Source organism: Bacteriovorax sp. BSW11_IV (assembly GCF_000447755.1).
In the GTDB taxonomy this organism is placed as follows: domain Bacteria; phylum Bdellovibrionota; class Bacteriovoracia; order Bacteriovoracales; family Bacteriovoracaceae; genus BSW11-IV.
In genome coordinates, this window is sequence record NZ_AUNE01000011.1 from 97,662 (window position 1) to 111,318 (window position 13,657).

The window sequence follows — 13,657 nt, forward strand, 5'->3', positions numbered from 1 at the left end:
TTAGAAATACCCCTAAATAAATGAGGGCCCTGAAATTCAGGGCCCTTTTTTTTATATTAACATCTCAAAAATACTTTTAGTTAGAGCACGAATCCCAATCTGAGGCCACGCGCTTAAGGTTATAGGTAATCATATTAAAAAGCACTTCCCCGAAGTCACTTTCTCTCTTACAAACACTTGAAATAAGCTGCGATACTTCATTAGAAACAACGGCGTTAGGGTTCATTTTCTCCAGCATATTGCTTATTGATAGGCCTGAAAAACGATCTGGTCTATCGTTTAACTCTGCAAGGGCCAAGGGTTTCTTGTCTGGATTATCGATTAAGGTATTCATTAAGGTTGAAAAACCTTCTGGTGTGATATCCTTTGATTTTTGGAGAAGATCCCTTTCATCTTCTTCCTTCAGAAGATATAGCTCAACACTTCTCGTATCGATTTTTGGACTTTCTAGATCAAAAAGGGAGAGTAGTTCTTCTTTTGACATGTTTATCGAATGACCTTCTTTTAAAAGCTCTGTCATGAGTTTTAAGCTTCTGCCAAGCAATTGGTGAGCCGTTGTATTGGTCTCGTCAAAATAATCTTCCTCAGGGCGTTTTTTGATGCCACAGAGGTCTTTTTGTAAACAAGACTTTAGGTGAGTGGCGATGGCCGGAAGTTCGGCCGCCAAAACCTCTAGGCCGTGTTCATTTTCAAGCTCTGTAATGGTTTGATCAAAGCGCGCCATATCCTTCCAGACTTTAAGGTCTGTAATCGCAAGATCGGCCTGTTCGATGGCCACCATATCATTGGCATCAGCATTTTTACCCATTAATGGGTCTTCATCTTGATGTTTGTGTGTTGGGATATTCAGTTCAACTTTAGGTGTGCTTTGCTCATCTTCGCTTAGATGATCTTTGGCCGTGGCATGATTTGATTTATTTTTAAATACAATAAGGCCAGCAATAGAAATAACAATTAAAAGTAAAATCCATTTTTTCATAAAATAGTCGCAAAAAAAAGGTGGACTTCATTGTCCACCTTTCTATTTTTTTCTATTTTAGAAGGATTTTCAAGTTTCTATTGTTTTTAGCAAGAACACTTGAACATTTCAGTGCGACTTCTCGTTCTAAAAGCTCTTTTTCGTCTTTATTTTCAACGTTTTTAGCGACATTAGAAACTTTATTGTTGTAGTTACAAATGATTTCATCTAAAGCACCTTTCACATTTGCATCGACTTTGAATGATAAGTCATTCATGTAACCAACTTTATCTTTAAGTAAAAAATTGTAAACTTTATTTAAGTTTTTCATGAAGCCAATGTCATGTTTTGAGTCTCTTTTGTCAAAACGACAAGCATTGAATACACTTCCTGAATTATACTTTCCTGCCCATGAACCACGAATTAGGTTTTCATAAGAGAATTCTTTCTTCTTGAATAGTCCACCATCAAAAAGACATTTCTTCGCGTTCTTATAAAGCTTTTTTTCAAAATTAGATTGTGGTTTTCCCATTGTTGCAACTTTGTACAATTGAGAAAATGAATCTTTATATATGAAGTTTAGACCGTATTTAAAAGTTTCTCTTAGACTCTTGTATTCTTCTTTTGCAAAGAATTCATCCAAGTGCCATCTGATACTTAATTGCATGGCCCCAACGTCTGAACCATCATATCCACGAATGATGTGCATGATGTCCGTTTGATTAGCTAGATCATTACAATTTGCAAGAAATGGCCTTGAACCTGACTTAAGAGACTTATAGAAATTCAAATATGTCTGAAGAACTTCTTCTTTTCTTTTTTCAAGTTGCTCTTCACTCATTGCATAGTAGTCTTCTTCCTTAGGTGCAATTAGCGTTTTTCCACTTTGTGCATAAGGATTACAAACTCCGGCCTCATCTGTTGTTCTTACAAAATGCATCCACAGACCTTCATGTAAAGGAACTGTAAGAGCTAGAACCATAAATGAATAGTAGGCCTTTTCGTCACCCATTTGTAGATAAGGAGCTGCAACTTTGTGCGCCTCTTGTAAGAGTGTCGAAAGATAAACTGATCCGTACTTATTTCTACCTTCTTCAGTATTTAAAAAGTGTGGACCATCAAGTTTTTGTCCTGGGCTTAAGGCAAAAGTCATTTTATCAAGAATCGTGACTCTTGTAGCATAAGGAGCAAAAGATTCGTTAGAGCTCGCACTGTCTGCCATTTGTGCAAGACTTGTCTTGTTTTGAACTTTAGGTGAGTTGATAGTTAGTTCTTTATCATTCCCACAGGCGGCCATTAAACTAAGGGCCATAATTGTAGCGCTCAATTGAGGTAGCTTCATAGTAGCAACTCCGATTGTTGGTTGATGTATTTGGGCGAAAATCTATAATTTATATTGCTTTGCGTCAATTAGTGTTTGGAAACCATGAAATAAATACGAATGGCAAATAAAAAAGGGCCCTAAGGCCCTAAAATTACTATCTTAAGTAACGACAATCTTTGGCCCCGTAGGCATATTCTTTAACCGTATCTAAAGGTACGATTTGAATTCCCAGCTGCTTTGATTTCTTGATAATCAACTCGGCCGCCTCTAGGGAGCGATCGTGAATATCGTGCATAAGCACAACACCACCACCTCTTGGGCTTGAAATGTTATAGGATTCAATTTTATATTTCACGTTACCAAAAATTGATTTCTTGGCCTTGTGTTTGTAGGCCTTTCCACCAACGATATGAGCAAGAACATTTGAAGCAATTTGCTCGCTTGAGAGGTCTTGCATCCAATCTTCTGAATCAATATCCCAAAAAGCGAAGTTGATGCAGTTTTCAGCAAAAAGATCGTTTGAAACATCTTTCATTACATTGAAGTGGTGATAAAAACTATTGGCCCCATAGGCCCCGTATGGGAATCTATAATAAGCATTGTTTTGGGAAACGCCTGCAAGCCTTTCAATATTTTTAAGTAGTGATACTGACTCACTTAATTCAGCTCTAAATTCATCTGCCGACTCTGAATTATTATTTTCATGGTCGTGATCATGACTTGATAGAATATGTCCTTCTTGAAGAATTCTCTCCACAATTGGCATTGTTCTAGAATTGATGTTTTTAGTTAATACAAAGAAAGTCGCTTTAACGTTATTCTTCTTAAGAATATCGAGAAGGCGAGGTGTTCTTGTTTCGTGTGGACCATCATCAAAAGTAAGCACGATTTTTTTCGTCCCTTTAAGAGATGATGATTTGTATTGGTCGAAACCAGTATCAACTTTTGGTCTGTAGTTCTTTGAATCTATTGGAAATTGTTTGTCAGTAAAACCTGCGCTAGCTGTTAAGGCCCCTAGCAATGATAGCCCGATAATCGTCTTTTTCACACTTTCCCCCCGAATTATGCGAAATTTATGGATTTTTACCATAGATTATGGGCGACACCACTAGGCCTGTACAAATTACAATTGAAAAGGCAGAAGCTTTTCAACCTCAACGCCTTTTTCACTTACCCTACATCTATAAGGAAGAATCTCGACACCTTTGTCATAAGCAAGTTTGAGAAGTCTTGCGTACTCAGGATCAATGGATTTTGCTGGTGCAAAACTTTCAACATCTTCTCGTTGAATAATGTAGAGCATGCAAGCACGGATGCCTTTTTCTTTTAAAGAAATCAACTCTCGTAAATGTTTTTGGCCACGCTCACTTACAGCATCGGGAAAAACACCAGTAGTTCCCTCAATCATAGAGACATTTTTTACCTCGACATAACATTCATTAGTCGGTGATTTTTTATCGCCATCAAATAAATAGATATCGATACGACTTTCACCAATCTTTGCTTCAGGTTTGATATTTTCATAATCTTGCAACTCAGAAATGGTGCCGTCTGCAATGGCCTCTAATGAGATTTTGTTTGGGACTGAGGTATTGACGCCAATCCAAGTTTTTCCATTGTGAGTAAGCTCCAGTGAGTATTTTAGTTTACGTGTAGGAGAGTCATTAAAGCTCAAAAGAACTGGCCAGCCCTCGGCAACGCAAGTTTTCATGCTTCCAGTATTTGCCGTATGGGCAATGATAATTTCACCGATTTTATTCCCATTGTGATCTTCGGTGAGCTCAATATCAGTTAAGAACCTTTTATATCGTTTTAAAAACGTGCCTTTAACTATGGGTTTATCAAATTTCATTTGGCCCTCTCATATATAAATAATTGAAAATAGGGGTGGGATTGTACGCTATTCTTTGTTAAAATTTGGAAATACTATAATTTAGTATTTGGGATCCGAAAATATGCACAAAGTTTTATTGATTAGCGACAACGACCTTTTGCGTGCTCTTTATGTAGCAAACCTACAAGTGTATGTGAATAGTGAAACGAAGGTCTGTACTCACCACAATGAAGGAATTGAAATTCTCGATTCTGGTGAACATTTTAATGTCGTTATTTGTCAAAATACCATCGGTGAAGATCACGCAGGTGTTTTAATCTACCAACACATTTTAGAAAATGATATTGATAGTGAATGCATTATTCTGGGGCGTGAAGAAGATGTGCCCGAGGAAGTAAATGTCATTGGTGATCCAATGAATATGCAAGCACTCATTCGCTTGTGTGCAGAAAAGTTGGGTGTAAAGGCCCGCGATATGGCCTTGCTCGATGTTCCGCAAATGTTTCCCTTTTCAATTCGAATGTTTTTTAGTCTTGAGAAATCTCCTTGCGATGTGTATCTAAAATCTGATGAGAATTTCAATTTAATTTTCACTAAGGATCAAGGAATTTGGCCCGAGATTAGAAAGTACGTTGATAAAGATATTTCAAATTTCTACGTTCATGCTAGTGATCGATTATTGCTCATTAATAATGCGACTCAAAAAATTATTAAAGAGCTTCATAAAAAGCGTGATGGTAATGCAACATTAGAAAAAATTGATGTCGCAGAACAAGGTTTCGAAACGGTTGCCCAGGCATTCTTTGATAAAAATGGACCAACTAAAGAGGTTGTCGCCCTTTCAAATGAATGTATGAATATGATGCAAGAAGTGGTGACAGAAGTTCCTGATCTAAAGGGCCTTATAATTTTACTGACGCAAAATAAGTCTGGTTTTTTATATGCCCATTCAATTATCGCTGCCTTTGTTTCTGACTTTATTCTATCGAATATTTCTTGGGGCTCAAATGCTCATAAAGACAAATTAAAATTCGTACTCTTTTTCCACGATCTCTATCTTGGACAAATTTATACAAAGTTTCCTGACCTTGCTTATGAAGATCAATTGGTGCTTGATAAGCGTTTATCTGACGAAGAAAAAGAAATTGTACTGGCCCATGCTGCAAAGGCGGCAGAAGCTGTGGCAAAATTTCCAAAAGCACCCATGGGAGTTGATGCCATTATCCGTCAGCATCATGGAACAACTAATGGACTTGGTTTTGCGATTACTTATAAAGACGATATTTCTCCATTGGCAAAAGTTCTCATTATTGCCGAGGCCTTTACAGAGTATATTTTAAAAGCGCTTAAAGAAGAGGGGAAAAAGGCGAACAAGGCCGATGTTATAAGTGAGCTTAAAGAAAAATTCCCTAAGCACACTTATATTAAAATCATTGAAACTCTCGAAGACTTTCCTTTCTAAAAAGTCGTTCTTTGAAGAGCATCTAGTGGCTCTTTGAAATTTCCAACGTTATAGAGCGTTTTAATTTCTCTAAAAACTTTTAAATGATTCCCTTGTTCTCCTGGTAGGAGAGCAAGGCGAGTTGAAAATGCGGTGGCCAAAATAAAAGCACAACTATGCGCAGTTAACTTATTTGAAGTCAGGCGATTGGGAAATCCATCTCCTTTGGGCCTTTCATGATGTTGAACAATAATAAAGTCAACATCAGAATAGCCTTGAAATTGGCGCGCCATTTCTGCCGCCAAACGTGGATGTTCTTTGTATTCAATTTGCTCATCTTCAGTGAACATTAAAAGATTTCTATCATCAAGGGCCTTAATTTTTGCGAGGTCTTCATTGGTCAACATAGAATCGTAGAGAATTGACGCTAGACCTAGTTTTTTTCTTGATGTATCACTGGCCCATCCAAGCCCACAGAGCATTGCTTCACAGAGGTAAGAAGTGAAAACCGCTTGCTCTGCAGTGTCATACTGATTGAATGGAAAATCATTCAGAAGTGTTTTAATTTTTTGATAACTTCTAAAAACGATACTTGTAGTCTCGATAATTTCTGAACAAAGCTCAGTAAGGGATTTCGTTACACCAACACTTTTAATATATTGATGAACTAAGAGAACGCCTTTTATTTGGGCGGCCATCAAAACTTTTGGGCTTTGCTTATTTTTTTGTTTGAGAACAAAAACAACTTTTTTAATTCCTTCTTCAAGAAGTTTTAGATATTCATTCTTAAAAAGATAGAGTTGCTTGATACCTCTTTTTGCATAGGCATTGATATCTGCCTGCGAGTATTTTTTATTTTTTCCAAGGACTTTTACAAATTTTGTAGAGGTCAGTTCCAAGTAAACTTCATAGGGAACTTTATCAAAGAGATAGAAGTTTCTAATTCTCATAGGAAGAACTTCTGAACGATCAAGTTCGATAATACTTTGTTCAAATTCTTCCTGTCTTACCCATTCAAGACCTTTTTGAACTGTGGCCACGAAATCTTCAGGTTGAAATGGTTTGATCAGAATCTCGTTTATATCGTTGTCTTCATATAGGTTTGGGCGAATTCTGGAACTGATGTGAATTTTCTCTCCTATGAACATGATTGGTCTTTCACCAGCAATTTCAACCACGGCATCGGCGATGTCACTAGGCTCTTCACCTTTTAAGCTGGCATCAACAATGATTAGGGCAAAAGGCCCTTCAAAGTTGAGCTTATCAAGAGCGTCTTCTTTATCGAGGGAGAAGGCGACTTCAATTTTACTAAAATTACCTGCGAAGAGATTGCGGTAATAATTCCAGTCATCTTTCTCATCGCAAACAAACAATACTTTCAAATTTGTCCCTTTTTTGTTTATATCTACTGATAATTAGGCATTTTACCACTATTCGATCAAAAGATTTGATTACTTAAGCTCACTAGAGTAAAGAATTGAAAATAGGAAATTTACCCCATAGCGATGTTAGTAATAAGGGAATAATTTGTGTCAGATATTAAGTTTTCTCCAATAGAAAATAAAATTAAACAACTTGGTCCAAGTGATCGTGCCCGTCGTATTTTCCACGGTAGAGGTGGTCTATATGAAGGGTTAGAACATATTTGCATTGATCAGTTTAAAAATGACATTCTTGTGACTTTATTTAAGGAAGAAGAATCTATTGATGACTTAATGGAGCTTGTTTCAAAGAGTTTTTGTCAGGAAAATATCTTCCTTCAAAAAAGATATGCTAAAGAGGGAGTTCAGCCTTGGCGTATGAGAAATGAACTTTCCCATGTGGCCCATTGGGAAGATATTCAATTTGAATTGGACTTCAAAGAAAATCAAAATATTGGTTACTTTCTTGATATTGAAAATGGCAGACAGTATTTGAAAAAAAATTCCAGTGGCAAAAAGATTTTAAATCTATTTAGCTATACCTGTGCTCTATCTGTAATTGCACTTAAAAATGGTGCGCATGAAGTTGTTAATGTCGATATGAGTAAAGGGGCCCTTTCTAAAGGTAAAAGAAATCATGTAATCAATGATATCGACTTAACTAAAGTTCGCTTTCTAGGTCATGATGTTTTGAAATCTTTTGGTAAGCTCACTAAGCTTGGTCCTTTTGATGGTGTGATCATTGATCCTCCTAGTAATCAGGGAAAAAGTTTTTATCTTGAAAAAGATTATCCAAAGATTTTAAAGCGCGTAGAGGCCATGTGCGCCCCTGGAGCATGGTTGATGATCTGTGCAAATTCACCTTTTTTATCTACTGAAGACGTCAAAAAAATGGTTCAAGAACATGCAACAGGCCTTGTTTTTGTCGAAGTTTTCCATTCTGGGGCCGATTTTGAAGAGCGTGAAAAAGATCAAGGATTAAAGGGACTTATCTATCTTAGAGCTTGAAAAAATGGCAAAACACCATTAAATCATTAATAAATATTCAATAAGTTAAACAGATATTAAGACGATGTTAACTTATAAATTATAATGACCAAATAACAGGTCAAATTTATGAAAAATTTAGAATTAAATGGTGAGCTTCTCATTAAAATTTCTGAAGCCTTTAATGATGAAGTCAATTCAACAATGGCATTAGATAAGATCGCTGCAGATATTTGCGATTCTCTAGATGCACAAAGATTTTTTATGATTCAATATCACTTTCACGGCAGTGAAGGTTTTATTGTTGATGAGTTCTTTGAGCACACTAGCGATAGCTCTGTTCAACCTAGCCATCGTTATCAGAAAATGATTCGTCTCGATTTTCAAGATACGAGTGCCATGTACTTCGATAAGTTCAGTAAAGGGTTGTGTTTTACCGCGACTGAAACTGAAATTAATCACATGAATAATTCTCTTACTGATTTTTATAGGGGAACAAATGTAAAGACCACTGTACTGGCCCCAGTCTTTAAGCATGGGCAAATGTGTGCTCTCGTAGGAATCAATGATGTTTATAATGAAAGAGTGAACACTGAAGTTGAACAAAAAGTCCTTCTTTTTATCGCTCGTTTAATTGAAATGCATTTTTATAGGCATGAGAATTTAAACAATAATACCACCCAAGACGAACAGGTGCAAAAACTGGCGACCCTTGGAAAGATGACTTCAGGAATTGTTCATGAGATCAATAATCCGATGTTTGTCATCTATGGTTATTCTTCAAAAATTGAACAAATGATCGAGAAAGATGAGTTTAATTTAGATAAATTAAAAGAGTATTCATCTATGATTGGTCGCAACGTTAAGCGTATCAATAGTATCATCACAGGTCTGCAAATGATCATGCGCGATTCAAGTCGGGATGAGTTTGAGGTGACTTGTTTAAATAAGATCGTTAATAACACTCTCGATTTTGCCAAAGAGAAGATTCGCCTAGGTGAAATAAATCTAGAGATTGATCTTCTTACAGATGAACTTCCTGTAGAATGTCGACCGGGTCAAATCGTTCAAGTTCTCACAAATTTATTAAACAACTCCTACGATGCTCTTGAAGCAAGTAGAGGGGAGCGTTGGATCAAGATAACTAGTGCTCAAGGCAATGGCCGCTGCCAGATTCTTGTTACCGACTCAGGAGAGGCCCTCGATAATGATGTTGCACAAAAAATTATGGAGCCATTCTTTTCTACCAAGGGTCCAGGTAAAGGGACAGGTTTAGGACTTAGTATTTCTCGCGAAATTTTGAAGAGACACGATGGTGATCTTTTTATTGATTCCGATTGCGAGAATGTGCGTTTTGTCATTGATCTCCCAATGCTGCAATACGAATAAAATCTATCCGCTTTTCATTAATTGAGTGCGATGTTAAATTGAAGATGACTTTTACTTTTAGGAGATGTCTTCATGAGCATTGCAAACGAAGTTGCAAAAATCTTGCTTGAAATTGGTTGTGTTCAAGTAAAACCAAAAGATCCATTTACCTATGCTTCCGGTTTGAAAGGACCAATTTATTGCGATAATCGCAAAGTCCTCTCCCATGTAAAAGAGCGCAACATTATCATTGATGCATTCGTAAAATTAATCCAAGAAAAGAATTTGGAATTTGATCAATTGGCAGGACTCGCAACTGCGGGGATTCCTCATGCTGCTTTTATTGCTAGTAAGCTTGATTTACCAATGATCTATATTAGAGACAAGGCCAAAGGTCACGGTAAAGGAAACCAAGTTGAAGGGGACTTTATTCCTGGTCAAAAAGTTTTACTCATTGAAGATCTCGTCAATCAGGGCTCAAGCTTGGAGAAGGCCGTGCAAGGGGCCGTGGATGCAGGTTTGAATGTTGTTGGATGTCTAAGCATTGTCGATTATGAAATGGCGAAGTCTCGCGATATTCTAAAAAAGTTAAATCTTGACCTTTTTTCTCTAACAAATTTTTCCCATTTGGCCGATACGGCATGTGTTCTTGGAAAAATAGGCAAAGATGAGGTTGAGCTGCTACGCGCTTGGCAAAAAGATCCTGCGGGATGGCATGAGTCGTTATAAATTCCAGTTAGTTAGACGCACCTAATAACGACAAACTGTAGAGATAAGCGTAAGCTCAGGCCAGCCGTTAAATCTTTGTCTTGTGTGATAAAATCCAGTTCATACACAGGTAAATGTCACACGAAGAAATCTAAGATTCTTATCGTTTAATTTTTAAAACCCATATGTGGAGGATTTATGTCCAATGCCAAATTTGAACTAGATGGAAAAGTCTTTGAGTTCCCAGTTATCGAAGGAACTGAAGGAGAAAAGGCCGTCGATATCACAAAACTACGTGGTGAAACTGGTTATGTAACTATTGATAGTGGTTACGGTAATACGGGTTCATGTACATCTGCTATTACATTCCTAGATGGTGAAAAAGGTATTCTTCATTACAGAGGTTACCCAATTGAGCAACTTGCTGAGAAGTCTAACTTCACAGAAGTTTCTTACCTTCTATTAAATGGAAAACTACCAACTGAAGCTGAATTAAAAGCTTTTGATAAAGCAATTGCTGACAACTCTGAGCTTCCAGCTGGAGTTAAAACAATTCTTGATGCATTCCCTAAAGATGCTCACCCAATGGGTGTTCTTTCTTCTGTGGTTTCTGCTCTTACTGCTTTTTACCCAGAACTTCTTGGGGCAGAGCTTTCTAAGTCAGAACAAGATAAATCGATTGCTCAACTAATGGGACAAGTAAAAGTTGCTATGACTTACTTCTTTAGCAAGTCTGTTGGTAAAGCACCAAAAGCTACAAATGCAGCTCTAAGCTACTCAGAAGACTTTCTAAGCATGATGTTCAACTCTAACGATGCAATCGATCCGGAAGTTGTTAATGCTCTAGATATCCTTCTTGTTCTTCACGCTGATCACGAACAAAACTGTTCTACATCAACTGTGAGAATGGTTGGTTCTTCTCACGCTAATATCTTTGCAACTATCGCTGCAGGTATTGATGCTCTTTGGGGACCTCTACATGGTGGAGCGAACCAAGCAGTTCTTGAAATGCTTGAAGAGATTCAAAATGATGGTGGGGACTATAAGAAGTTCCTTGAGAAAGCAAAAGATAAGAACGACTCTTTCCGTCTTATGGGATTTGGTCACAGAGTTTATAAAAACTTTGACCCAAGAGCTAAGATCATCAAAAAAGCATGTGATACAGTTCTAACTAAACTTAATGTAAACGATCCTCTTCTAAAGATTGCAAAAGGTCTTGAAGAAGAAGCTCTTAAAGATCCATACTTTGTAGAAAGAAAGCTATATCCAAACGTAGATTTCTACTCAGGGATCATCTACAAGGCGCTTGGAATTCCAACAAATATGTTCACAGCAATGTTTGTTCTTGGACGTCTTCCTGGTTGGCTAGCTCAGTGGAAAGAACTACGTGAATCAGGTGCGAGAATTTCTCGTCCACGTCAGATCTACACTGGTGAGACAGCTCGCGATTACGTTGAAATGAATAAAAGATAATTAAAGAGGGCCTTCGGGCCCTTTTTTTTTTGGGGATGTAAATGACTTATTCGCTAGAGGAGTTGAGACCACTTTTTCTCAATAGTTCTATTAAAGAAAGTGAGCTTATAAAGAAGTTGAAACTCATTAGTCAAAACTTCACAAGTAAAAGAGAGAAGATTAAAGAGTATGTTCTTGATGAATCTCTTGTCAGTGCATATACAGCTTTCTATTTGCCGACGAATCATCCTAAGCTTTCTTTTGTCTTAGATTCATTGTCCGAAGAATTAAAGAGTACTCTATGTGAATATGACTTCTATGATATTGGCTCAGGGCCAGGAACTTATTCTTTGGCGTTTTTGGACTACTTCAATGAGGCATTTAAAGGTGAAGTCCACGTTGTCGATAGTTCTGAGCTTATGCTTAATCAGGCCAAGAAAGTTCTCGATCACTATCATCCAGAAAATCGTATTCACTATTCAGGAATTGTTGTTCCTTCAAATAAGAAGAAAGCTTTCTTTTTTGGAAATAGTCTTAATGAAATTGGATTTGAGTCACTTAAAAAGATGCTAGAAATTCATAAACCCGATTTAATTCTATTTATTGAACCAGGTACTTCTGATTTTTTTAAAGAGGCCATAAAAATTAGAGATTATCTAATTGATAAGAATTTCTCTGCTTTGTATCCGTGTATGAACTCTGGCCCTTGTCCTGTTAAAAAGGCCATTGAAGCGGGAAATATTGAATGGTGCCACCAAGTTATTCGCATGACTCATGACCCTTCAATAGAGCGTCTATCACAGCTTATTGAGCTCGATCGCAAAATTATGCCAATGATTGCTCATGTCTATGGTAAAGAAGAAATGCGCCATCAAAAAGTACAGGCCCGTTTATTTCGATTTCTTGGTGAGACAAAATTTTCATTTGAGTGGCAAGTTTGTTTTTTTCAAGAAGGAGAGAATAAACTTGCGAAATTTGAAATTCAAAAAAGATCACTTTCTAAATCAATGCAAAAGTCTTTGAAGAAGGAGAGTGTTGGTATTGGATTTAATTTCGAGATCGATAAGCAATTAGGTGAGAATCATTTTCGAGTGAAGTTGATCGTCGACGAAGAATAAAAAAAAGGCCTTCTTGCGAAGGCCTTATTTTTGATCTTATTTCTTTTTAAGAGCAGCGTAAGAATTTCCGAATTTCTTCTTGAATTTCTCAATACGTCCTTCTGTATCAAGAATTTTTGTCTTACCAGTATAGAATGGGTGAGACATAGAAGAGATATCTAGCTTTACTAGTGGATACTCTTTACCGTCAACTGTAGTCGTTTGATCAGTTTCGATTGTTGATCTTGTAATGATTTGCTCGTTACAAGAAACATCTAGGAATACAACTTCTCTGTATTCTGGGTGGATACCTTGTTTCATATAAACCTCATTTTGTTACATTGCTTAATACAATGATTCAATTGTCAAAGTCCTAGGAATTTCGCTAATTTTTGGCCTAATGTCAATGCCTTTGTGCATTCGGCCGCAATTTTTAGTGAGCAGCGCAGCTGTCGCAACCCTCTGCCTTGGCCGCTTTCGACAAATCTACAAACTCCCAATGACCGTAGCGCTTATGAAGCTCTTCTTGGGCATTTTTGAAGTCCTGATAAGATTCTTGGAAAACTTCCACCTCATCATGATCGGTAACCGTGATAAAGTAAAGCTCGTGGCAAGTATTGTCGATCCAGTCAGCACCAAAAGTTATTTGGGCCTTCAGCTTGGCACTTTTGAAGTGACAATAATTCCAATTAGTTGAGTTAATCACTGTGCTCATGGGGCTCCTAGAGGATGGGTGTGGCCAACTTTTTTTCAGGTTTTATCAATTTTTAGTTGTCATGCCAATGGGAATTTAGTAATTTGTCTGGACTATTGTTTTGATTTTTAAGATAACTAACTGAAATTAAATAAGATATATTGGAGGCAGTTGTGGCTAAAGGACCTAGAGTAGTAGTAACACTTGAGTGTACAGAAGCAAGAAAAGAAGGAAAGTCACCTTCACGTTACACTACAACAAAAAACAAAAAGACGACACCTGATAGAATTGAAATCAAGAAGTACAATCCATTCTTGAGAAGACACACAATTCACAAAGAAATTAAGTAATCTTCTTACTTTAAAGTTGAGAT

The 13,657-nt window shown here is 37.1% G+C and carries 14 protein-coding genes; 7 read left to right on the forward strand and 7 right to left on the reverse strand.

The features are described 5' to 3' along the window. Nucleotides 1-76: 76 nt before the first annotated feature. From M899_RS04705 to sfsA, 4 genes are all read right to left on the reverse strand, one after another. A complete protein-coding gene (locus tag M899_RS04705) occupies nucleotides 77-979 on the reverse strand; it encodes a hypothetical protein (RefSeq protein WP_021270270.1) in 903 nt (300 codons plus the stop codon). Nucleotides 980-1,031: 52 nt separating this feature from the next. Beyond that, the gene (locus tag M899_RS04710; protein WP_021270175.1) at nucleotides 1,032-2,300 is read right to left on the reverse strand and encodes a hypothetical protein; all 1,269 of its coding nucleotides are present in this window, start codon (nucleotides 2,298-2,300) and stop codon (nucleotides 1,032-1,034) included. A gap of 136 nt (nucleotides 2,301-2,436) precedes the next feature. Further along, complete coding sequence (locus tag M899_RS04715) at nucleotides 2,437-3,330, reverse strand: polysaccharide deacetylase family protein (protein WP_021270204.1); 894 nt, start codon at nucleotides 3,328-3,330, stop codon at nucleotides 2,437-2,439. Nucleotides 3,331-3,405: 75 nt separating this feature from the next. Further along, nucleotides 3,406-4,134 carry a DNA/RNA nuclease SfsA gene (gene sfsA / locus M899_RS04720; RefSeq protein WP_021270254.1) on the reverse strand — a complete coding sequence of 243 codons (729 nt, stop codon included), beginning with the start codon at nucleotides 4,132-4,134 and terminating at the stop codon, nucleotides 3,406-3,408. A 103-nt stretch (nucleotides 4,135-4,237) separates the two neighbouring features. Here sfsA and M899_RS04725 point away from each other — a divergent pair, with 103 nt between their 5' ends. Beyond that, nucleotides 4,238-5,578, forward strand: a complete 1,341-nt coding sequence (locus M899_RS04725; RefSeq protein WP_021270272.1) for a hypothetical protein — start codon at nucleotides 4,238-4,240, stop codon at nucleotides 5,576-5,578. Here M899_RS04725 and M899_RS04730 read toward each other — a convergent pair. Next, a complete protein-coding gene (locus M899_RS04730) occupies nucleotides 5,575-6,939 on the reverse strand; it encodes an HD domain-containing phosphohydrolase (protein WP_021270207.1) in 1,365 nt (454 codons plus the stop codon). The genes M899_RS04725 and M899_RS04730 overlap by 4 nt on opposite strands. Before the next feature lie 147 nt (nucleotides 6,940-7,086). Here M899_RS04730 and M899_RS04735 point away from each other — a divergent pair, with 147 nt between their 5' ends. From M899_RS04735 to M899_RS04755, 5 genes are all read left to right on the forward strand, one after another. Continuing rightward, nucleotides 7,087-7,986 carry a class I SAM-dependent methyltransferase gene (locus tag M899_RS04735; protein WP_021270191.1) on the forward strand — a complete coding sequence of 300 codons (900 nt, stop codon included), beginning with the start codon at nucleotides 7,087-7,089 and terminating at the stop codon, nucleotides 7,984-7,986. Nucleotides 7,987-8,094: 108 nt separating this feature from the next. Then, the gene (locus M899_RS17505; RefSeq protein ID WP_021270251.1) at nucleotides 8,095-9,354 is read left to right on the forward strand and encodes a sensor histidine kinase; all 1,260 of its coding nucleotides are present in this window, start codon (nucleotides 8,095-8,097) and stop codon (nucleotides 9,352-9,354) included. Nucleotides 9,355-9,426: 72 nt separating this feature from the next. After that, the gene (gene pyrE, locus M899_RS04745; protein ID WP_021270172.1) at nucleotides 9,427-10,062 is read left to right on the forward strand and encodes an orotate phosphoribosyltransferase; all 636 of its coding nucleotides are present in this window, start codon (nucleotides 9,427-9,429) and stop codon (nucleotides 10,060-10,062) included. Nucleotides 10,063-10,239: 177 nt separating this feature from the next. Beyond that, the gene (locus M899_RS04750) at nucleotides 10,240-11,514 is read left to right on the forward strand and encodes a citrate synthase (RefSeq protein WP_021270245.1); all 1,275 of its coding nucleotides are present in this window, start codon (nucleotides 10,240-10,242) and stop codon (nucleotides 11,512-11,514) included. A 41-nt stretch (nucleotides 11,515-11,555) separates the two neighbouring features. Beyond that, nucleotides 11,556-12,611, forward strand: a complete 1,056-nt coding sequence (locus M899_RS04755) for a small ribosomal subunit Rsm22 family protein (protein WP_021270287.1) — start codon at nucleotides 11,556-11,558, stop codon at nucleotides 12,609-12,611. A 36-nt stretch (nucleotides 12,612-12,647) separates the two neighbouring features. Here M899_RS04755 and M899_RS04760 read toward each other — a convergent pair whose 3' ends face one another. Then, entirely contained in the window at nucleotides 12,648-12,911 is a 264-nt protein-coding gene (locus M899_RS04760; RefSeq protein WP_021270242.1) for a type B 50S ribosomal protein L31, read from the reverse strand. Nucleotides 12,912-13,023: 112 nt separating this feature from the next. After that, complete coding sequence (locus M899_RS04765; protein WP_021270170.1) at nucleotides 13,024-13,305, reverse strand: hypothetical protein; 282 nt, start codon at nucleotides 13,303-13,305, stop codon at nucleotides 13,024-13,026. 152 nt (nucleotides 13,306-13,457) lie between these two features. Here M899_RS04765 and rpmG point away from each other — a divergent pair, with 152 nt between their 5' ends. Next, nucleotides 13,458-13,634 (forward strand): 50S ribosomal protein L33, encoded by a 177-nt coding sequence (gene rpmG, locus M899_RS04770; protein ID WP_021270268.1) that lies wholly within the window; start codon nucleotides 13,458-13,460, stop codon nucleotides 13,632-13,634. The last annotated feature ends 23 nt before the right edge of the window (nucleotides 13,635-13,657 follow it).